This is a genomic window from Burkholderia sp. AU4i, assembly GCF_000466765.1.
GTDB lineage: Bacteria > Pseudomonadota > Gammaproteobacteria > Burkholderiales > Burkholderiaceae > Burkholderia > Burkholderia cepacia.
Map to the genome: position 1 here is coordinate 33,564 of NZ_ASSI01000053.1, position 19,588 is coordinate 53,151.

Below are 19,588 nucleotides of genomic sequence, written 5' to 3' on the forward strand. Positions count from 1 at the left end.
CGCTTAGCGGCGGCGTGACTTTTGTTCGGGCGTGCCGCCGGGAAGTTTGCGCAGGAATGCTTCGGCCAGTTCGACGCAATAGTCGAACGACGGCGTGTAGCCGAGTGTCTGGATGTCGTCGAAACGCGACTTGACGAAGGTACGATGCTCGTTGAGCAGACGCAAAAACGTATCGCGATGTCGAACGAGAAATGCCCCTGCTTGCATCAGGCTGTCCGGTTCTCGCTCGATGACCAGACACAAATCGAACAGGTCCCGCGCGGTCGGGCGATCGCCACGGTGCCACATTTTCTTGGCGACGATTTCCGCGGAAGTCTCGACCTTGACGACGTGATCCATCAGCATCCATTCGTCGTAGCCGGGAGACATTAGATTTCGGGAGACTACGAAGTCGATTTCGCCGTCGGGCAGTACCAGTTTCACGAAACCAGCATGTTCTTCGTAGTCCGTCGTGATGTCGGATGCGGCGTCGCTGATGCGGGGATTCACGTACCCGAGATATTGTGGGTCGGGTACAAAGATGTCGACGTCCTTGCTCACGCGATGGCCATGGCGCAGCATGAGAACCGTGCCTCCGCCGAACGTCCAGAACGGATTCGACGTGCCGTGCTTGCGTATCTCGTCAACCAGCGTCACTGCGTGACGAAAAAGGCCTTGCCACGGGCCGTCAGGCAACGCGGATGGTGCGGTCATGCCCATACCTCCCGATACAGGTGAAGATCCTTCGACCATGCCGCGAGGTTTTTCCAGATGGTCCGAAGCGGGGTGCCCGAGCGTTCGGCGGCTTCCTCTGCCGCCTTCACCACGACAGGTAACGGCACCTCGTCGAGGATGACGGAGAACTGTGACTCGTATCCTTCCGGAATGTGTCCAGTGGTCAACGCGTCGGCCAGCAGGCGTTCGGTCAATTCACCCTTGTAGCTGACGTTCGCGCTCACGACGGCCTTGTAGAGGCCGTTATGGGCCTGTCGCGGCAATGCCAGAAGTTCGATGCCGAGCACGCTGAGCAACGGGATCAGCTTGTTGATTCCGAGATCCTTGACTTTGCCGGCTTCGAGCTGGTTGACGGTGAACCGAGACAGCCCGGCGAGCTTGGCAAGCTGGGCCTGCGTGAGATCGAGTTCCGCCCTCCGTCTCGCAACGGCCTGACCGATTTCATAGAGTTGCACGTTGACCTCCCGGCGCAGATTCAATACGCTTGAATGTAAAGTATATCTTACATGTCCGGATGGCTTATTGTCTCTGAGAACGCCTGGGGCGGTATAGGACGCATCGCCAACGCCACTGGATCGGGATCGGGCGATACCTGTATAGACATCGCTATTTCTCGGATATCCGGAAAAACACGCTCTGTTGCTGGTGTGCGTCTCGCAGGGTAAACACCCGAAAACCGCGAAAATCCTCGCCATTCAGGCTTGTTTCGCGCGCGATCTCTGTCGTCTCGCTTCCACCCGGCCTTAAGCCGCCCATCCCGTCTTCCCCCGCTTGCGCTCAAAAATTGAGCGGTCTAGACTGCATCGCAGTTTCATCGAAGTCCCAGTCGTTCGCGCACCGCCCCCCACCGGACGCCGGCGCTTGCGCGCCGCGTCGAGACCATCAAGGACACGCCATGAACCGCACTGCAAAGCTTCTCGTTACCGCGCTGGCGTTCGCGCCGCTCGTGTCGTTCGCGCAGGACACGTCGACGATCCGCTGGGGCATCGACCCCACGTATCCGCCGTTCGAGGCGAAGCAGCCCGACGGCTCGCTCGCCGGCTTCGACATCGACCTGCGCAATGCGATCTGCGAGCAGCTGCGTGCGAAGTGCGTCTGGGTCGAGCAGGGCTTCGACGGGATGATTCCGGCGCTGCGCGCGCGCAAGTTCGACGTGATCATGTCCGCGATGACGGCCACCGACGAGCGGCTCAAGCAGATCGACTTCTCGAACAAGCTGTATGCGTCGCCGGGCGCGCTCGTCGCGCCGGTCGGTTCGAAGCTGCTGCCGACCGCCGCGTCGCTCGCGGGCAAGCGCGTCGGGATCGACCAGGGCACGACGCAGGAGGCGTACGCGAAAGCCGAATGGGCGACCAGGGGCGTGACGATCGTCTCGTACCAGAACCAGGACCAGGTGTACCAGGATCTCGTCAACGGCCGCCTCGACGCGACCTTCCAGGACAAGACGCAGGCCGGCTATTCGTTCCTGAAGACGCCGCGCGGCAAGGGCTATGCGTTCGCGGGCCCCGACGTGACCGACGTGCGGATCACCGGCTACGGCGTCGCGATGGGCGTGCGCAAGGGCGACGACGCGATGAAGAAGCGGCTGAACTACGCGATCGTCGCGATCCGCGCGAACGGTACGTACCAGAAGATCGCCGCGAAATATTTCGACTTCGACATCTACGGTGCGAAGCAGCAGCTGACTTCGGCACCGTGATTCGGTGACTCCGCAATTCATTCAATCGACAGGCACACCATGACGAGTATCGAGGAGCGCGTCGCGCAAGCCGTGACGCCCGAACTGATCGCCGCGTTCCGCGAGGAAGGTGCGGTCTGCATCAAGGGCATCTTCTCGCCCGACGAAATCGCCGCGCTGCGCGCCGGCATCGACGCGAATCTCGCGCAGCCGAGCCCGCGCGCGAAAGTCGCAAGCCGGCCCGACGATCCGGGCTGGTTCTTCGAGGATTTCTGCAACTGGCAGCACAACGACGCGTATCGCGACTTCATCGTGCGCTCGCCCGCGCCGTCGGTGGCCGCCGCGCTGATGGGCACGGAGAACGTGCGGCTCCATCACGACCACCTGCTCGTGAAGGAGCCCGGCACGCGGCAGCGCACACCGTGGCACCAGGACCAGCCGTACTACAACATCGAGGGCGACGACAACGTCAGCATGTGGATTCCGGTCGATCTGGTGCCGCTCGAATCGACGCTGGAATTCGTCGCGGGCTCGCATCGCGGGCCGTGGCTGATGCCGCGCACGTTCATGGACAAGGAAGCGAAGTGGTTTCCGGAAGGCAGCCTCGCGGACCTGCCCGACATCGAAGGCGACCGCGCGGCCTTTCCGATCCGCCATTGGGCGCTCGAGCCCGGCGACATGGTGTGCTTCCGGATGCTCACGCTGCATGCGTCGGGCGGTACGCAGAACCGTCGGCGCGCGTTCTCGATCCGCTTCGTCGGCGACGATATTCGTCACGCGCCGCGCCGCTGGAAGACGTCGCCCGATTTCCCCGGGCTCGCGGAGCAACTGCCCGATGGCGCGCCGCTCGACCACCCGCTGTTTCCGGTCGTGTGGTCGCGTGGCGCGGGGCAGGCCGGCGCGCTCTGACGCCGGCGGGCGGGCGAGAAGGACGCGGCGGCCGTTTTCTGACGAAACGGCCACCGCGCGCTTTTGCGCGTGCCGGTGTTTGACGAAGGGTGTGTGACGAAGGATCAGGTCGGGTGGCGCCCGGCGCCCGGCTTAAAGCGCGAGCCGAGCCGGTAGCGGTTGCCCGGATGCAGAAAGTGCACGAACGTGACGGGCAACCCGTTCGTCCAGGTGCGGCGTGTGAGCGTGAGGCACGGCTCGTCGGCGCGCATGTCGAGCAGCCGCGCCTGTTCGCCGGTCGGCAGCGACGCATCGACCACGTGCTCGATTTCCAGTTCGTAGTGCGACACGTTGTTGTACAGGTACTCGGACGGCGGTTCGACCTGGAAATCCTGGTCGATGAAACCGGGCGCGGCGGCCGGGTTCACGTAGCGATCCTCGAGCTGGATCGGGCGGCCGTTTTCCTCGTGCACGCACACCACGTGAAAAACCGGCGTATTGACCGGCAGGCCGAACGCGGCCGCGACGTCGAACGACGCGGGCTCGCTCGACTGGCTCAGCACGCGGCAGCGGTATTCGTGCCCGCGCGCGCGGATTTCGTCGCGGATGTGCGCGATCATCAGCAGGTTCGACTGCGGCTTCACCTCGGCGACGAACGTGCCGACGCCCGCGATGCGCTTCAGCACGCCTTCCTCGGTCAGCTCGCGCAGCGCGCGGTTGACCGTCATGCGTGCGACGCCGAACTGCGCGGCGAGATCGAGCTCGGACGGAAGGCGGTCGCCGGGGCGCCAGTCGCCCGAGTCGACGTTCTGTCGAACGAGCGTCTTGATCTGCTGGAACGGTGCGGTGGCCTTCGTGACCATCGGGGGATCCTTGCGCGAAGAGGTGGCGAGGCTAGTCGTCGTGACTGACGATGACCAGGATCTCCGCCTGCGCGGCGCCGAGGCTGCGCGTGCGGTGCGGGATGAGTGCGTTGAAATAGACTGAATCGCCGGTCTTGAGTTGCACCGTCTCGTTCGGGAATTCGATTTCGACGCGCCCCTTGTGCACGAACAGGAATTCCTCGCCTTCGTGCTCGCGGAACGTCGATGCGACGAATTCGTGCGGCGGATGCACGACGAACGGCAACATCTTCTTCGGCGCGACGCCGGCCGCGATGCTCTCGAAGCGGTGTGCGTGGCTGTCGGCCGCCGCGCCCATCGCCGTGCGCTCGCCGGCGCGCGTGACCGTGATCAGCTCGCGGTTGCGGCTTTCCGAGAACAACTGTTCGACATCGACATTCAGTGCCTTCGACAGCTTCAGCGCGACCGCGATCGATGGCACGCTCAGGCCGCGCTCGACTTTCGACAGGTAGCTCTTGGTGAGGCCCGTCTCGTCGGCCAGCACATCGAGCGTCCAGCCCTTCTGTTTTCTGAGCAGCTTCAGGCGAATCGTCATGGGGCGCCAGGTGTCCTTCGAAAAACCGATTGTAACGCATGACACAAAGTGTCCTGTGGTGTATCGTGTGTCACGTGTTCCCGGAAAAGCGGCGCGGACGGCGCGACCGACCCGGTCCATTCAGGAGGTGAACATGGCGGAAACGCTGAATCTGACGAAGGACGCGCTGGTCGCACTGGCGGAGCGGCGTCTCGACAACGAGGTGGGCGACAGCGGCTGGTCCGCGCGGCAGAAGCTCGCGCTCACGTGCCGGATCCTGTTCGATGCCGGCCACGATTCCGGCCTGGCCGGGCAGATCACCTGCCGCGCGGGCGACGCCGGCACGTACTACACGCAGCGGCTCGGGCTCGGTTTCGACGAGATCTCGGCCGCGAACCTGCTGCGCGTGAACGAGGATCTCGACGTCGTCGACGGCGAAGGCATCCCGAATCCGGCCAACCGGTTCCATACGTGGATCTATCGCGAGCGCCCGGACGTGAACTGCATCATCCATACGCATCCGGCGCATGTCGCGGCGCTGTCGATGCTCGAGCAGCCGCTCGTCGTGTCGCACATGGATACCTGCCCGCTGTACGACGATTGCGCGTTCCTGAAGGACTGGCCCGGCGTGCCGGTCGGCAATGAGGAGGGCGAGATCATCTCGAAGGCGCTCGGCAGCAAGCGCGCGATCCTGCTGTCGCATCACGGCCAGCTCGTGGTCGGCAAGACGATCGAGGAAGCGTGCATCCTCGCGCTGCTGATCGAGCGGGCCGCGAAGCTGCAACTGCTCGCGATGGCGGCCGGCGAGATCAGGCCGGTGCCGCCGGCGCTGGCGCGCGAAGCGCACGACTGGATTTCGAAGCCGAAGCGCGACGCGGTGACCTTCGACTACTACGCGCGCAGGGCATTGCGCACGCATCGGGACTGCGTCGCGTGAGCGGGCGATTCGCCGCCGCCGCGCCCGACCATCACTGAGGATTACATATCGTGTCCATCCTGCTGAAAGGCATCATTGCCTACCCGGTTACACCGTTCTCCGCCGACGGCGGCGTCGACCTCACGGCGCTCGACGCGCTGATCGAGCGCCTGATCGCCGACGGCGTCCACGCGATCGCGCCGCTGGGCAGTACCGGCGAGAGCGCGTACCTGTCCGACGCCGAATGGGAGGCGGTCGCCACCGCGTCGATCCGCGCGGTGCGCCGGCGCGTGCCGACCGTCGTCGGCATTTCCGATCTCACCACGGCGGGCGCGGTGCGCCGCGCGCGCTTCGCCGAGCAGGCCGGCGCCGATGCGGTGATGGTGCTGCCGGTGTCGTACTGGAAGCTCGGTCACGACGAGATCGTCGCGCACTATCGCGCGATCGGCGCCGCCATCGGCATCCCGATCATGCTGTACAACAACCCCGCGACGAGCGGCGTCGACATGTCGCCCGACCTGATCGTGACGATCTGCCGGACCGTCGACAACGTGACGATGGTGAAGGAGAGCACGGGCGACATCGGGCGGATGCACCGTCTCGCGCAACTGAGCGACGGCGCGATTCCGTTCTACAACGGCAGCAACCCGATGGCGCTTGCCGCACTCGCGGCAGGCGCGGCCGGATGGTGCACGGCCGCGCCGAACCTGAATGCGGCGTTGCCGCTGGCGCTGTTCGATGCGATGCGCGCGGGCGATCTGGCACGCGCCCGGGCGGTTTTTCAGGCGCAGCTGCCGCTGCTGCAGTTCATCGTCAACGGTGGCTTGCCGGTGACCGTGAAGGCCGGGCTGCGCCTGTGCGGCTTCGATGCCGGCGAACCGAGGAAACCGCTGATGCCGCTCGGCGACGCGCGTACACGCGAACTCGAACGCCTGCTGGCGGCATTGCCTGACGGTGTGACGACATGAGCGACGCGGCACGGCCGGCGATCTCGGCCGTTATCGGCGCGGTGCGGATCGGCGCGAGCCGGCCACTGGCGGGCACGCCGCACGCCAGCGCGATCGACAAGCAGCCGGTCGGATCGCGCTTGTGGCTGGGCGCGCTCGGTTTTGCCGGCGACGAGCAGGCCGACGCGCGGCATCACGGCGGCCCCGACAAGGCGGTGCACCACTACGCGCACGATCACTACGCATGGTGGGCTGCGCAGATCGGCGCGCGCGACGTGCTCGCGCAACCGGGTGCGTTCGGCGAGAACCTGTCGACGCACGGCGTGACCGAGCACGACGTGTGTCTCGGCGACGAGTTCACGCTCGGCGGCGCCGTGCTTCAGGTGTCGCAGTCGCGGCAGCCGTGCTGGAAGCTCAACGCGCGCTTCGATCATCCGCGGATGGCCGCGCTCGTGCAGCAAAGCGGCCGGACCGGCTGGTATTACCGCGTGCTGCAGGCGGGCTGGGTGGCGCCGGGCGACGTGCTGGCGCTGCAGCGGCGCGTCTATCCGCAATGGACACTGTCGGCAGTGCTCGACGTGCTGTACCGGCGCACGCTCGACATGGCCGCGCTCGACGCGCTGTGCGAGGTCCCGATACTGCCGGCCGGCTGGCGCAAGCTGCTCGACAGGCGCCGGGCGGAGCGGCGGGTCGAAGACTGGACGAAGCGGCTCGAAGGACGTTGACGTTCGGCGTGGCTCAGTGGCCCGGCAGTTCCCGCACGTCGGCGGTCGGTACCGAGCCGAACGCATCGCTCAGTGCATAGCCGATCAACTGACGCGCGGCCGCCTCGGGCGTCGCGAGCGCGCCGCTCGACTTCAACTGGTCGAATTTCTCGCGCATCGGGAAGTTGTCTTCGCTGGTCGAGCGGATCGTTGCCTGCATGCCCGTGTCGACGACGCCCGGCGCGACGCTGCAGATCCGCAACCCACGGTTCGCGTCGAGCGCGACCGCGCGCGCATGATGATCGAGCGCGGCCTTGGTCGCGCAGTAGACGCTCCAGCCCGCGTACGCGTTGCGCGCCGCGCCGCTCGATACGTGCAGGATCCGGCATTCGGTCGTGGCCGATGCCGCTTGCGCGAGCGCGGCCGACAGCATCAGCGGCGCCGCGACGTTCACGCCGACCGCGCGCGCGACGATCGCCGGATCCTGCGCGGCGAGCGGGCCGATCGGATCGACGATGCCCGCGTTGTTGAACAGCAGCACGATCGACGCGCCGTCGACGAAGCGGCGCAGCGTGTCGCCGGCCAGCCATGCCGCGACGGCCGGCGTGTCCGACAGGTCGAGTTCGATTTCGCTGAATCGGTCGCCGGCTTGCGACGCGAGCGTCGGATGACGGCCGCGCGACACGCCCAGCACGGCGATGCCTTCCAGCAGCAGCTGTTCGGCGAGCGACGCGCCGAGGCCGCGCGTGTGTCCGGTGACGATGGCGCGCACGTGCGGTGCGGAAGAGGATGCGGTCATGGCGGTGAGCGGGTCGAAGGGGTGAATGGATGAACGGATGAGCGGCGTCGACGGGCGACGCGCATGCGTGGCGGCATGGCGTGCGGGACGGGCGATGCGTGGTGATGCGTGCGAAAGCGCTCGCGCGGCGCCGCGGACGTCGGGGTGACGCATATCGTAGCGCCGGCATGCGTGTCGCGCAAACGCCGCCGCGTGCGAGGCGGCGGAATCGCCGGCACGGCGCGCATCCGTCGCCGCGCGGCGACGGCCGGCAGGCAGGGCGGGCGAAAGCCGGCTGCGGCAAGTGCGCGCGCCGGCGCGGCGAGCGGCACCGGGCCATGCGACGCGAGCTATCATATGGCTCGCCCGTGCGCGATGCCGGACGGGCCGCGACTGTTTCCCTTCACCTGCTGCACGCTGCGACGCCACTCATGACCACCACGCCGGATACGCCCACGCCACGCGCTCTTCGCGAACTCACGCCCCTCGAGGCCCGCATTCTCGGTGTGCTCGTCGAGAAACAGCACACGGTGCCGGACACCTATCCGCTGTCGCTGAATGCGCTGACCGCGGGCTGCAACCAGAAAACCGCGCGCTCGCCGGTGATGAACGTCAGCGAGGACGAAGTCACGACCGCGCTCGACGGGCTGAAGCACCTGAGCCTCGTGATGGAAGGCAGCAGCAGCCGCGTGCCGCGTTTCGAGCACAACGTGAACCGCGTGCTCGGCATCCCGAGCCAGGCGATCGCGCTGCTGACGATCCTGCTGCTGCGCGGCCCGCAGACGGCCGCCGAGCTGCGCCTGAACAGCGCGCGCCTGCACGGTTTCGCGGATATCTCGTCGGTCGAGGCGTTCCTCGACGAACTCGCGGCGCGCGCGCAGCCGCTCGTCGTCCGGTTGCCGCGTGCGCCGGGCGCGCGCGAGAACCGCTGGATGCACCTGATGTGCGGCGAAGTGAACGTGGCCGACTTCGCGGGTGCGGAGGCCGGCGGCGCGGATTCCGTGCCGCCTTCGGAATTCGAAGCGCTGAAGGCTGAACAGAAGCGCCTCGCGGATGAAGTGGCGCGACTGAATGCGCTGGTTCTGCGGATGGCCGGCGAGCTTGGCATCGACGTCGACGCGCAAGGCGACGCGTCCTGACACGAGCGACTGCGGTTCATGCGCCCTCGCGCGGCCCGGTTGTCACGCGGCCGGGCGGGGGCGCGACGCGGATAGCGCCGGCACCGCCGCATTACTTCAGCTTGACGCCCGGTACGAGATAACGTGCGCCGCCCGGCCTCAGGATCGGCGCGAGCGACGCAAACGGCACATCGAGTTGCGGCCCGAGACAGGCGCCCATCGCGTGGCCGATCCCGGATACGACGAACGACAGCTTGCCGGGTGCGTCGAGTTCGAACGCCAGATACTCGGGGAATACATCCGCGCACGACAGCGAGACGTCTTTGCCGTCTGTCACTTGCAGACCGTGTGTTGCCTTGTCGCGCAACTGCGTAATGAAACTCGCCAGCGCGGGGCTCGTTCCCGGGTCGCCGTCCTTGCCTGTCGTAGCCGCGTCGATCACGCGATTCCAGTCGAGGTACGTACCACGCAGCAGGTCGAACGTGACCGGATCGTAGTGATTGTCCGGGTACGCGCCGCCGCAGAACAGGCTGCCCGATTCCACGATACCTAACACCGCGCGCGACAGCCACGTGACCGTTACGTGCTCGTCGTCGTAACTGCCGAGCGTACCGGCTGCCGGCCCGTCGTCCGTATAGCGCGTCGCCGCGCATTCGAGCGCTGCGAGACTCATCTGCCAGTGCCGTTGTTCCAGCAGATGGTTGACCCGTGCCATCACGGCCGGATCGGGATGGCGGCTCAGCCGCGGATACGCGAGCACGGTGCGCGGGTCGCTCCACATCCGGTAGGCAACCAGGCCGTCGCCGATCTCGGCGCCCACCGGCCGTACGTGCCCGGCAAGCTTCAGCGTGGCATAGGGGGCGTGCTGCATGTCGATCTCCGCGCTGCGCGCGATGCCGCTGCCGACACCCCCCGCGGATACCGCGGTGATCGCTTCGACCGACCCGGGCGCAACCGCGTCGGGATCGTATTCAGCGACGCGCCGCAGCGTGAAGCTGCGCGTCTTGCCGGAGCGTGTGTCGGTCCAGCGGCCGCGATAGCCGGCCTTGTCCCGCGTGCCTTGCCACGTGGCCGCGGCGTGATCGAAATCGGCTTGCTCGCGGTATCCCAACGGACTGCGCGCGTCGTCCGGCAACTGCGTTCGCACGAGCGGCTCGACCAGTTGCGCGGGCGTGCCGTGCAGCGGAATATCGACGCCGTGCTGCGCATAGAAGTAGCGGCCCGAGATCGAGCCGTCCGCGGCCGGGCGATCGTCGAGTTCCATCACGACGGCTCCGGCACCTTGCAGCGTGCCTTCGTAGACCGTGCGCGGCGCGGCATGCGCGAAGCCTGCGTGCAGCGCGACCAGCACCCACGCGATCCGGATCAGCGGGCGCATCACCAGCGGCACCCGGTCTGTTCGGACGCATCGACATCCAGCGCGCGGCCGAACGCGGTCTGCTTGCCGGTGCGCGCGTTGGTGTAAGTCATCGAATAGACCATCGCACCCTGGGTCATCATTTCGTAGCGCCCGTTGACCTTGCCGCCGACCATTTCGACCCAGGTCGTCGTGTACTGGTGCGGACGGCTTTCGTCGAGCACCTCATCCTCCTCGTGTTCGATCACCAGGGGCAGGGCCGTTTTCGACTGCGCGTACCGCACCCTGCCGCCCGACCATTTGACCGCATCGTCATAGTAGGTGCGCATCTCGAAGCGCACGGGTTTGTCGCCGTCCGACCTGAAGCAGAACACCTCGGTGGATACCTTGGCGAGTGCCGGCAGCGACACGCAGAGCAGCACGGCTGCGAAGAGTTTTTTCATGATGGCGTAAGGGAAACGAAGTGGCCAATCAACCGACGCTGATCCGCGAAGCGCCCGCATCGACGAGCCGGAACAGCAGATCCTCGACGGCCGTTTCGGGCGCGGAGCCGAGATCCGCATGGACGCGCCAACCCTGTTCCGCGCGAACCGGTTCCGACAGGTAGTGAACGATCCCGTGCAGGCCGCTTTCGGCCGGCGTGTTCTCGTCGTCGGCATCGAACCACGCGAAGAACCATGCCTTGAACGCGTCGGCCGCCGCGCTTTCGTCGAGACGGTCGGCCTCGATCGCGGCCCAGTCCCACACGAACGGGCGGATCGACACGGCCGCCGTGTCGAGATCGAACGCGAACGGCTCGAAATCCAGCTGCGTGGCGGAATCGACCATCGCCGGCTGGCCGGCCGATTCGCCTTCGGTCGCGATGATGTCGGCCCGGCACGGCAGCGCGAGCGGCCCTTCGGTGGCGAGCGCGCCGTCGGCATGCCGGTAGGCCGGTTCGGCGATCACGGCCGGTTGTGCGGCCGCTTTCGCGAGCAGGTCGGCATACGGTTGGCGAATGGCGCGGAGCAGTTCGGAGACGGTCATCGTGGCGTGTCGGCTGGGCAGGAAACGATCGGTCACAGGCAGGCGGTGCGCCGTGCGGCCGGCATCGCACGACGCGGCCGCTTCGGTACCCGACAGCCGTGATCGTACGGTACTTCCGCGAAACGCGGACAGTCGGCCGAACGGCCGGCGCGCCCCGCATCGTGCGGCGGCGCGTTTAGACGTTTACCTTCAAACAATGGAAAACGCCCGTCGAGCGCGTTCTCGATGTGCTTCAATCAATCCGGTTTGTACTCCTACTAAAACGACGAATTCAGAACAGGCCGGATCAATCTTTCACAGGAGACAGTCGATGGCACGGAAACGGTTTTGACGCGGCGCACACGATGGTCTGCAACACCGCCGAACTTCCTTCGATGAAAGCAGGTTATCCCAGGGGCCCCAACCATGTCCTCCAGACGTTTCATGCTGGCCGCGGCAGCCGTATCCGCCGCGCTGGCGGCCGCCGCACCGCCGGCCAGCGCCGGCGCACCGGCCGTGTCCGATCCGTTCTATACCTACACCGGCACCACGCCGCTGGCATCGATTCCACCGGGCACGGTGCTCAAGGCGCGCAACGTCACCTATCACGTGGCCGGCATTCCGACCGCGCTGACCGCGCAGCAGTTGCTGTATCGCACCAATAACGCGCTGAACCAGCCGGTCGTGAACGTGACGTCGGTGATCCGGAGCCAGGTCAGCAACGGCCGGGCCATCTCGTACCAGTCGGCTTACGATTCGCTGAACCCGTACGACGAGCCGTCGCAGGTGATCGCCGGCGATCGCGACGTCACGAAGATCATCAACGTCGGCACGCTGCTCTACAGTGCGGAATCGATTCCGCTGTCGACGCTGCTGCTGCTCGGCTACAACGTCATCGTGCCCGATACGGAAGGCCAGACGGCCGACTTCGCCGCCGGCCCCGAATACGGGATGACGACGCTCGATTCGATCCGCGCGGCGCTCAATACGCCGTCGACCGGCCTGAGTCCGTCGAGCAAGGTCGCGATGATCGGCTATTCCGGCGGCGCGATCGCGACGAACTGGGCCGCGCAGCTCGCGCCGAGCTATGCGCCCGAGATCAACAGGCAGCTCGTCGGCGCGGCGGAAGGCGGTGTGCTGGTCGACCCCGCGCACAACCTGCGTTATGTCGACGGCAGCATCGTATGGGGCGGCGTGGCCGCGGCCGCGCTGGCCGGGCTGTCGCGCGGCTACGGATTCGACCTGACGCCCTATCTCAGCGATACCGGCGTCGCCGTGTTCAACGACATCCAGAGCCAGTCGCTCGCGTACATCCTGCCGAAATACACGGGGCTGCGCTGGGGCACGCTGTTCAAGCCGCAATACGCGAATGACATCAACAGCATTCCCGCGTACGTGACGTATGCCAACAAGGTGAATGCCGGGCTGGCCGCATCGCCGACGATCCCGATGTTCATCGGCCAGGGCACGGCGGGCGCGCTGGACGGCACCTTCAGCAGCCAGGTGGGTGATGGCGTGATGCTCGCGTACGACGTGCGCGCGCTCGCGCAGAAGTTCTGCGCCAGCGGCACGCCGGTGACGTACACCGAGTATCCGCTCGAGCATGCCGGGGCGATCGTGCCGTGGGTGGCCGGCATGCTGCCGTGGCTCTACGACCGTTTCAACGGGAAAGCCGCGCCTAGCAACTGCTGGCTGACGTCGCTGCTGCCGAGCAATTCGCTGGCGCCCGAGACGCTGCACTAGCCGCACCGTACCGCGAGGCGCATGGCCGGGCGACCCTTCACGGGTCGCTTTTTTCACTCCGGGATTGATCCCGGTCGCATCAACGCGGCCTTTGCCGCGCCCGGCCCTCCCGCCGGAACCCTTCGCCGCCCCGCCCGGGTGCCATAATCGAGCCTGCTCATCATTACAGACGTCCCCCGGAGAATCACCATGCAGAACCTCGACAATCCTTCCCACGATCGCGAGGTAGGCAGCGCCGACGCGACGCAGGACACCACGCGCATCGACGACGTCCGCATCGGCGCCGTGCGCCCGCTGATTTCGCCCGCGCTGCTGCTGGACGAGCTGCCGGTGCCGGCCGCCACGCAGACGCTCGTCGAGGACACGCGCCGCGCGATCGGCGACATCCTGCACGGCCGCGACGACCGGCTGCTGCTCGTCGTCGGCCCGTGTTCGATTCACGATCACGACCAGGCGCTCGACTACGCACGCCGGCTGAAGGCCGCCGCCGATGCGCTGAAGGACGACCTGCTGATCACGATGCGCGTCTACTTCGAGAAGCCGCGCACGACGGTCGGCTGGAAGGGCTACATCAACGACCCGCGCCTCGACGGCAGTTTCCGCATCAACGAAGGGCTGCGTGCCGCGCGGCAATTGCTGCTCGACATCAACGCACTGGGCCTGCCGGCGTCGACCGAATTCCTCGACCTGCTGAGCCCGCAATACATCGCCGACCTGATCGCATGGGGCGCGATCGGCGCGCGCACGACGGAGAGCCAGAGCCACCGCCAGCTCGCGTCGGGCCTGAGCTGCCCGATCGGCTTCAAGAACGGCACCGACGGCGGTGTGCAGGTCGCATCCGACGCGATCGTTGCGGCGGCCGCGAGCCATGCGTTCATGGGGATGACGAAGATGGGGATGGCCGCGATCTTCGAGACGCGCGGCAACGACGATGCGCACGTGATCCTGCGCGGTGGCAAGAACGGCCCGAACTACGACGCTGCGCATGTCGAGGCGAGCTGCGCGGTGCTGCGCAAGGCCGGGTTGCGCGAACAGGTGATGGTCGACTGCTCGCATGCAAACTCGAACAAGTCGCATGAGCGGCAGATCGAGGTGGCGCAGGATCTCGCGCGGCAGTTGGGGCAGGGCGAGCACCGGATCGTCGGCGTGATGGTGGAGAGTCATCTCGAAGCCGGCAGGCAGGACCTGAAGCCGGGCGTGCCGCTGAAGTACGGCGTATCGATCACGGATGCTTGCCTGAGCTGGACGCAGACGGAGCCGGTGCTCGACGTGCTGGCGGAGGCCGTGCGGCAACGGCGTGCACAGTCGCGCAACGCATGACACGGACGATACCGGCATGACCGATTTCCCTTCCGACGCACCGGCTGTCCCGGGCGAACCCGCTGCTTCCGGCGGGGCGGCGACGGTGCCGCCCGGCAAGCTGTTCACGATGGCGGGCATAGGCTGGGCGGCGTTTCTCGGCTCGCCGCTCGCCGGCGGCATCCTGCTCGCGGCGAACGCGCGGCGTCTCGGCCACCGCGCGCTCGCGCAGCGGCAGATTCTCGTCACGGCACTCGTCACGCTCGTGTCGATCGTGCTTTACGCGGCGGCGGACGTTCCGGAAACCGCGGCGGTGCCCCACGCGCTCGTGCATGTGGTCGTCATTGCCGGCCTCGCCGGGACGATCGTCTATGCACGGCACGCGCAGCGCGCGGCCGTCGACGCTCACCGGGCGGCCGGTGGCGCACTGCAATCGAACTGGCGTGCGGCGGGCATCGGCCTGCTGACGCTGCTCGGCGTCTGGCTGTCGATTGCGACGGCGATCGTCGTGCTGGGTGTTGCGGGTGTGCTGAACTTCGACAACGACCTGCGGCTCGTGCGCGACTATCCGGCGCCCGCGGAACTGCGTCTGCCTGCGGGATGGCGGGTCGCGAACCAGCCGGAGGATCGCGGCGACGCGACCTACCGGATCCGGCGCTTCAGGTTCGGGCTGATCTCGGCCGGGATCGAGTTCGTCATCGGCGACAAGAGCGACGATGCCCTGTCGAGCCTCTGCGACGGGTGGGACGAGGGAGGCGGGGAAGGGGGCAGCGCGACCGAATCGCCGCACGCGGCAAACGAAACGATAGCCGGCAGGCCCGCACTGACTTGCGAGCACAAGGAGACGCTCGGCGATGCAGTCGTCCACCAGGCGGTCGTGGCGACTGCCGGCGACACGAAGACCTGCGCGCTGATCTACACGGCGCGCGAGGAGAACTACGCGCGTTATCTGCCGGAGTTCGATCGCGTTCGCGATTCGCTGCGTTGTCCGTAGTGTCGCCATCGCGCGGGGCGGGTGACGGGTGCTGCGTCATCGCGTCCGATGCAGCGTTGCGCGAGTGGCGCTAACATGGGCCGGTGCGATGTGTCGCGCGCGGGCCGCCGGGCTTCGCGCGGCGCATGCACGGCGGCGGCTCGGCCGGCCGCCGCGACCGACAACAATTCACCGGAGTGCACAACAGCATGGCTTTCTACAAGACCCTCATCGCAGCAACCGTCCTCGCCTCGAGCGTCAGCGCGCACGCGCAGATCGCAGGTGCGCAGCCGATCAGCGTCACCGTCGAGCAATCGCAGGCGCTGCTCGAAGGCTGGAGCGTGAAGAAGAGCGTGCTCGGCAAGGCCGTCTACAACGACGACAACCAGAAGGTCGGCACCGTGCGCGACCTGATCGTCGCGCCGGACGGCTCGGTGTCCGCGGCGATCGTGTCGGCCGGCGGCTTCCTCGGCGTGGCCGCGCACGACGTCGCGGTGCCGATCGCGTCGCTCGACGTGCGCAAGGGCAACATCTACCTGCCGGGCGCGACGAAGGAAGCGCTGAAGGCGACGCCGGCGTTCCAGTACGCGAAGGTGCCGTCGCCGCCGAAGCCGAAGAAGGTCGACGACAAGCACTGATCGCCGATTCGATGCATCGCCGCCCGGCGCGCACCGCGCCGGGGGCGGCGACCGTCGTTCGTCGATGGCCATGCGAGTCGGCGCGAGTCGGCGCAAGTCGGCGGGGTTCGGCCTCGCATCGTGGCTCCGGACGAATTGCCTCGACGATCGATGCCGATGCAACTGCGCATCGCGCGCGAATCGGCACGGTGCGCCGTCACACGCCGTGAATGCCACACATGCCGGCGATCAGATCGCCGGCTTCTCCTCGCCCACCCATACCCCGCTGAACCCGAACGAAACCGGCCCGCTCAGGAGCACGCTGCCGGTACCGTCCCATCGAACGGTGACATCGCCGCCGTCGCAGGTCACGCGCACCGTATCGTCGAGCAGCCCGCGCCGGATGCCGTTGACGACCGCACCGCACGAACACGATCCCGAACCGAGCGGCACGCCGCCGCCGCGCTCCCAGATGCGCAGGCGAATATGCGTGCGATCGATGACCTGAACGAAATGCACGTTGGTTTTTTGCGGAAACAGCGGATGCGTTTCGATGGCGGAGCCGAGTGCCGCGACGTCGATCGCGCGGAGATCGTCGACGAAGAACGTGCAATGCGGGTTGCCCATGTTGCAGGCGGCCGGCGCGCCGGGCAGCGGCAGCGCGAGGGTGTCGAGTGCGTCGGCGACCGGCACGTCCCGCCAGCCGGTGAGCGGCGTGCCCATCTCGACGGTGATCAGGCCGTTCGTCTCCCTCGAACACACGAGATAACCGCGGCGGGTCCGCAGCACGAGCGACGCCATGCCGGATTCCCGCATCAGCTTCCATGCGACGCCGCGCGTCGCGCTGCCGCAGGTGTCGAGCGGCGAGCCGTCGGCGTTCCAGAAGGCGACGCGGGCCGCCGCGTCGTCGCAGTCCGACACGACGGCAAGCTGGTTGAAGCCGATGCCGCGGTGCCGGTCACCCATGCGTCGCACGAGGTCGCGGTCGATCGCGTGCTCACGATCCTGATCCTGACCGCGCAGGTCGACGATGACGAAGTCGTCGCCGTTTGCGTTCATCTTCTGAAATCCGATCGGCATGGCGGTTCCGGCAGAGAGACAGGTGAACACTGTACGTGGCCCGCCGTTCACGATCAATCGCGCGCCGGACGATATCTACCCAACCGGCATCTACGTAATTCTACGTAGCTCCGCATACGTAGTTAACCGCTTGTAAGCCTCCCCGGTCACACGGAATACTACGGCCCATCGCCGCGGCCTTTGCGAGACCGCGGCACGACGCATCGACGTCACGCGGGTTCGGCGCCTCGCCGCATCCACTCAAAAACACATTGGAGACCAGGAGACGCCATGAATCGGGCTTCCAGTACCCTGCTCTGGATTGCGGTCGCGCTGCTCGGCGCGTTCGCGTTCGGCACGATCGCACTCGCACACGGCGAGCGCGTCAGTGCCCTCTGGATCGTGATCGCCGCAGTCTGCGTGTATCTGATCGCGTATCGCTTCTACAGCCGTTTCATTGCCAGCAAGGTCATGCAGCTCGACGGGCTGCGGATGACGCCGGCCGTCAAGTACAACGACGGCCTCGACTACGTGCCGACCAACAAGTACGTGCTGTTCGGCCATCACTTCGCCGCGATCGCCGGCGCCGGCCCGCTCGTCGGGCCCGTGCTCGCCGCGCAGATGGGCTATACGCCCGGCATGCTGTGGATCCTGGCCGGCGTCGTGTTCGCCGGCGCGGTGCAGGACTTCATCGTGCTGTTCATCTCGACGCGTCGCGACGGCCGTTCGCTCGGCGACCTCGTCAAGATGGAGCTCGGCACGGTGCCCGGCGTGATCGCGCTGTTCGGCGCGTTCCTGATCATGGTGATCATCCTCGCGGTGCTCGCGCTGATCGTCGTGAAGGCGCTGACCAATTCGCCGTGGGGCACGTTCACCGTCGCCGCGACGATTCCGATCGCGCTGTTCATGGGCGTCTACACGCGCTACATCCGTCCGGGCCGCATCGGCGAAGTGTCGATCATCGGCTTCGTGCTGCTGATGGCGTCGATCGCGTTCGGCCAGCACGTGCACGATTCGCCGACGCTCGCCGCGTGGTTCACGTTCACCGGCACGCAGCTCACGTGGATCCTGATCGGCTACGGCTTCGTCGCATCGGTGCTGCCGGTGTGGCTGCTGCTCGCGCCGCGCGACTACCTGTCGACGTTCCTGAAGATCGGCACGATCCTCGGCCTCGCGATCGGCATCCTCGTCGTCGCGCCGGAACTGAAGATGCCCGCGCTGACGAAGTTCGTCGACGGCACGGGCCCGGTGTGGTCGGGCAACCTGTTCCCGTTCCTGTTCATCACGATCGCGTGCGGCGCCGTGTCGGGCTTCCATGCGCTGATCTCGTCGGGTACGACGCCGAAGCTGATCGACAACGAAACCAACGCGCGCTTCATCGGTTACGGCGCGATGCTGATGGAATCGTTCGTCGCGATCATGGCGCTGGTTGCCGCGTGCGTGATCGAGCCGGGCATCTACTTCGCGATGAACGCACCGGCCGCCGTGCTCGGCTCGACGCCGGAAGCGGTGGCCAACACGGTCACGCAATGGGGCTTCGTGCTGACGCCGGACATGCTGACGCAGACCGCGAAGGCCGTCGGCGAAACGACGATCATCGCGCGCGCGGGCGGCGCGCCGACGCTGGCCGTCGGCATGGCGCACATCCTGCACCAGGTGATCGGCGGCGAAGCGATGATGGCGTTCTGGTATCACTTCGCAATCCTGTTCGAGGCGCTGTTCATCCTGACGGCCGTCGACGCGGGCACGCGCGCGGGCCGCTTCATGCTGCAGGACCTGCTCGGCACGTTCCACCCGGCGCTCAAGCGCACCGAGTCGCTGCCCGCGAACCTGGTCGCCACCGCGCTGTGCGTGGCCGCGTGGGGCTACTTCCTGTACCAGGGCGTGGTCGATCCGCTCGGCGGCATCAACACGCTGTGGCCGCTGTTCGGCATCTCGAACCAGATGCTGGCCGCGATCGCACTGGTGCTCGGCACCGTCGTGCTGTTCAAGATGAAGCGCGAGCGTTATGCGTGGGTGACGATCGTGCCGACCGTGTGGCTGCTGATCTGCACGCTGACCGCCGGCTGGCAGAAGATTTTCGACGCGAACCCGAAGGTCAGCTTCCTCGCGCACGCCGCGAAGCTGCAGGCCGCGGTAGACGAAGGCAAGGTGCTTGCGCCGGCGAAGTCGATCGCGCAGATGAAGCGGATCATCTTCAACGACTACATCGACGCGGCGCTGGCCGGGCTGTTCATCTTCGTCGTCGTGGCGATCGCGGTGTACGGCGTGCTCGCCGTGCTGCGCGCGCGCCGCGAGTCGAAGCCGACCGTGCGCGAGACGCCGTACGAAGCGATGCCGGCCGCGCAGGCGCTCGGCAGCGGACGTTGAGGGGAG

General features: G+C 66.9%; 20 protein-coding genes. 11 read left to right on the forward strand and 9 right to left on the reverse strand.

What is annotated here, in order from left to right:
- Positions 1 to 3: 3 nt before the first annotated feature.
- Positions 4 to 693 carry a nucleotidyl transferase AbiEii/AbiGii toxin family protein gene (locus L810_RS12140; protein WP_021158658.1) on the reverse strand — a complete coding sequence of 230 codons (690 nt, stop codon included), beginning with the start codon at positions 691 to 693 and terminating at the stop codon, positions 4 to 6.
- Positions 690 to 1,169, reverse strand: coding sequence for a helix-turn-helix domain-containing protein (locus tag L810_RS12145; RefSeq protein ID WP_021158659.1), 480 nt, complete (start codon positions 1,167 to 1,169; stop codon positions 690 to 692). The genes L810_RS12140 and L810_RS12145 overlap by 4 nt, the downstream gene beginning before the upstream one ends.
- Positions 1,170 to 1,609: 440 nt before the next feature.
- Between L810_RS12145 and L810_RS12150 the strand changes: the two genes are divergently transcribed.
- Both L810_RS12150 and L810_RS12155 read left to right on the forward strand, forming a co-directional pair.
- Entirely contained in the window at positions 1,610 to 2,413 is an 804-nt protein-coding gene (locus L810_RS12150) for an ABC transporter substrate-binding protein (RefSeq protein ID WP_042974177.1), read from the forward strand.
- 39 nt (positions 2,414 to 2,452) lie between these two features.
- On the forward strand, positions 2,453 to 3,301 hold the full coding sequence (locus L810_RS12155) for a phytanoyl-CoA dioxygenase family protein (protein WP_021158660.1): 849 nt from the start codon (positions 2,453 to 2,455) through the stop codon (positions 3,299 to 3,301).
- A gap of 104 nt (positions 3,302 to 3,405) precedes the next feature.
- Here the strand turns inward: L810_RS12155 and hutC are convergent, their stop codons facing one another.
- Both hutC and L810_RS12165 read right to left on the reverse strand, forming a co-directional pair.
- On the reverse strand, positions 3,406 to 4,143 hold the full coding sequence (gene hutC / locus L810_RS12160) for a histidine utilization repressor (RefSeq protein ID WP_021158661.1): 738 nt from the start codon (positions 4,141 to 4,143) through the stop codon (positions 3,406 to 3,408).
- Positions 4,144 to 4,174: 31 nt separating this feature from the next.
- Positions 4,175 to 4,717, reverse strand: a complete 543-nt coding sequence (locus L810_RS12165) for a helix-turn-helix domain-containing protein (protein ID WP_021158662.1) — start codon at positions 4,715 to 4,717, stop codon at positions 4,175 to 4,177.
- Positions 4,718 to 4,850: 133 nt separating this feature from the next.
- Between L810_RS12165 and L810_RS12170 the strand changes: the two genes are divergently transcribed.
- The 3 genes from L810_RS12170 to L810_RS12180 are packed head-to-tail and all read left to right on the forward strand — an operon-like array spanning position 4,851 to position 7,284.
- Positions 4,851 to 5,633, forward strand: a complete 783-nt coding sequence (locus L810_RS12170; protein WP_021158663.1) for an aldolase — start codon at positions 4,851 to 4,853, stop codon at positions 5,631 to 5,633.
- Between the two features lie 50 nt (positions 5,634 to 5,683).
- Positions 5,684 to 6,580: a dihydrodipicolinate synthase family protein gene (locus tag L810_RS12175; RefSeq protein ID WP_021158664.1), complete on the forward strand. Its 897-nt coding sequence runs from the start codon at positions 5,684 to 5,686 to the stop codon at positions 6,578 to 6,580.
- Positions 6,577 to 7,284: an MOSC domain-containing protein gene (locus L810_RS12180; RefSeq protein WP_021158665.1), complete on the forward strand. Its 708-nt coding sequence runs from the start codon at positions 6,577 to 6,579 to the stop codon at positions 7,282 to 7,284. The genes L810_RS12175 and L810_RS12180 overlap by 4 nt, the downstream gene beginning before the upstream one ends.
- A gap of 13 nt (positions 7,285 to 7,297) precedes the next feature.
- Here the strand turns inward: L810_RS12180 and L810_RS12185 are convergent, their stop codons facing one another.
- A complete protein-coding gene (locus L810_RS12185) occupies positions 7,298 to 8,062 on the reverse strand; it encodes an SDR family oxidoreductase (RefSeq protein WP_042974179.1) in 765 nt (254 codons plus the stop codon).
- A 410-nt stretch (positions 8,063 to 8,472) separates the two neighbouring features.
- Here L810_RS12185 and L810_RS12190 point away from each other — a divergent pair, with 410 nt between their 5' ends.
- On the forward strand, positions 8,473 to 9,180 hold the full coding sequence (locus L810_RS12190; RefSeq protein ID WP_042974181.1) for a YceH family protein: 708 nt from the start codon (positions 8,473 to 8,475) through the stop codon (positions 9,178 to 9,180).
- A 91-nt stretch (positions 9,181 to 9,271) separates the two neighbouring features.
- On the opposite strand, the gene L810_RS12195 is transcribed toward L810_RS12190, so the two are convergent.
- From L810_RS12195 to L810_RS12205, 3 genes are read right to left on the reverse strand one after another with little or no spacing between them, the layout of a single operon-like run.
- On the reverse strand, positions 9,272 to 10,537 hold the full coding sequence (locus L810_RS12195) for a hypothetical protein (protein ID WP_042974205.1): 1,266 nt from the start codon (positions 10,535 to 10,537) through the stop codon (positions 9,272 to 9,274).
- Complete coding sequence (locus tag L810_RS12200; RefSeq protein ID WP_021158667.1) at positions 10,537 to 10,959, reverse strand: hypothetical protein; 423 nt, start codon at positions 10,957 to 10,959, stop codon at positions 10,537 to 10,539. The genes L810_RS12195 and L810_RS12200 overlap by 1 nt, the downstream gene beginning before the upstream one ends.
- Before the next feature lie 28 nt (positions 10,960 to 10,987).
- The gene (locus L810_RS12205) at positions 10,988 to 11,542 is read right to left on the reverse strand and encodes a hypothetical protein (protein ID WP_042974183.1); all 555 of its coding nucleotides are present in this window, start codon (positions 11,540 to 11,542) and stop codon (positions 10,988 to 10,990) included.
- A gap of 405 nt (positions 11,543 to 11,947) precedes the next feature.
- Here L810_RS12205 and L810_RS12210 point away from each other — a divergent pair, with 405 nt between their 5' ends.
- From L810_RS12210 to L810_RS12225, 4 genes are all read left to right on the forward strand, one after another.
- Entirely contained in the window at positions 11,948 to 13,264 is a 1,317-nt protein-coding gene (locus tag L810_RS12210; protein ID WP_042974184.1) for a lipase family protein, read from the forward strand.
- Positions 13,265 to 13,453: 189 nt separating this feature from the next.
- On the forward strand, positions 13,454 to 14,584 hold the full coding sequence (locus L810_RS12215) for a 3-deoxy-7-phosphoheptulonate synthase (RefSeq protein ID WP_021158669.1): 1,131 nt from the start codon (positions 13,454 to 13,456) through the stop codon (positions 14,582 to 14,584).
- Between the two features lie 16 nt (positions 14,585 to 14,600).
- Positions 14,601 to 15,557, forward strand: coding sequence for a hypothetical protein (locus tag L810_RS43960; protein WP_021158670.1), 957 nt, complete (start codon positions 14,601 to 14,603; stop codon positions 15,555 to 15,557).
- A gap of 188 nt (positions 15,558 to 15,745) precedes the next feature.
- Positions 15,746 to 16,174, forward strand: coding sequence for a PRC-barrel domain-containing protein (locus L810_RS12225; RefSeq protein ID WP_042974211.1), 429 nt, complete (start codon positions 15,746 to 15,748; stop codon positions 16,172 to 16,174).
- A 228-nt stretch (positions 16,175 to 16,402) separates the two neighbouring features.
- Here L810_RS12225 and dapF read toward each other — a convergent pair whose 3' ends face one another.
- A complete protein-coding gene (dapF, locus tag L810_RS12230) occupies positions 16,403 to 17,233 on the reverse strand; it encodes a diaminopimelate epimerase (protein ID WP_021158672.1) in 831 nt (276 codons plus the stop codon).
- Positions 17,234 to 17,503: 270 nt separating this feature from the next.
- On the opposite strand from dapF, the gene L810_RS12235 reads away from it, so the two are divergent.
- Entirely contained in the window at positions 17,504 to 19,582 is a 2,079-nt protein-coding gene (locus L810_RS12235; protein WP_021158673.1) for a carbon starvation CstA family protein, read from the forward strand.
- Positions 19,583 to 19,588: the final 6 nt, after the last annotated feature.

Bases quoted from the DNA above. Each gene is read 5' to 3' on its own strand.
- hutC (WP_021158661.1), bottom strand. From the start codon at position 4,143: ATGGTCACGAAGGCCACCGCACCGTTCCAGCAGATCAAGACGCTCGTT.
- L810_RS12190 (WP_042974181.1), top strand. From the start codon at position 8,473: ATGACCACCACGCCGGATACGCCCACGCCACGCGCTCTTCGCGAACTC.
- L810_RS12215 (WP_021158669.1), top strand. From the start codon at position 13,454: ATGCAGAACCTCGACAATCCTTCCCACGATCGCGAGGTAGGCAGCGCC.
- L810_RS12170 (WP_021158663.1), top strand. From the start codon at position 4,851: ATGGCGGAAACGCTGAATCTGACGAAGGACGCGCTGGTCGCACTGGCG.
- L810_RS12235 (WP_021158673.1), top strand. From the start codon at position 17,504: ATGAATCGGGCTTCCAGTACCCTGCTCTGGATTGCGGTCGCGCTGCTC.
- L810_RS12200 (WP_021158667.1), bottom strand. From the start codon at position 10,959: ATGAAAAAACTCTTCGCAGCCGTGCTGCTCTGCGTGTCGCTGCCGGCA.
- L810_RS12155 (WP_021158660.1), top strand. From the start codon at position 2,453: ATGACGAGTATCGAGGAGCGCGTCGCGCAAGCCGTGACGCCCGAACTG.
- L810_RS12195 (WP_042974205.1), bottom strand. From the start codon at position 10,537: ATGCGCCCGCTGATCCGGATCGCGTGGGTGCTGGTCGCGCTGCACGCA.
- L810_RS12225 (WP_042974211.1), top strand. From the start codon at position 15,746: ATGGCTTTCTACAAGACCCTCATCGCAGCAACCGTCCTCGCCTCGAGC.
- L810_RS43960 (WP_021158670.1), top strand. From the start codon at position 14,601: ATGACCGATTTCCCTTCCGACGCACCGGCTGTCCCGGGCGAACCCGCT.
- dapF (WP_021158672.1), bottom strand. From the start codon at position 17,233: ATGCCGATCGGATTTCAGAAGATGAACGCAAACGGCGACGACTTCGTC.
- L810_RS12205 (WP_042974183.1), bottom strand. From the start codon at position 11,542: ATGACCGTCTCCGAACTGCTCCGCGCCATTCGCCAACCGTATGCCGAC.
- L810_RS12150 (WP_042974177.1), top strand. From the start codon at position 1,610: ATGAACCGCACTGCAAAGCTTCTCGTTACCGCGCTGGCGTTCGCGCCG.
- L810_RS12210 (WP_042974184.1), top strand. From the start codon at position 11,948: ATGTCCTCCAGACGTTTCATGCTGGCCGCGGCAGCCGTATCCGCCGCG.
- L810_RS12180 (WP_021158665.1), top strand. From the start codon at position 6,577: ATGAGCGACGCGGCACGGCCGGCGATCTCGGCCGTTATCGGCGCGGTG.
- L810_RS12165 (WP_021158662.1), bottom strand. From the start codon at position 4,717: ATGACGATTCGCCTGAAGCTGCTCAGAAAACAGAAGGGCTGGACGCTC.
- L810_RS12140 (WP_021158658.1), bottom strand. From the start codon at position 693: ATGACCGCACCATCCGCGTTGCCTGACGGCCCGTGGCAAGGCCTTTTT.
- L810_RS12185 (WP_042974179.1), bottom strand. From the start codon at position 8,062: ATGACCGCATCCTCTTCCGCACCGCACGTGCGCGCCATCGTCACCGGA.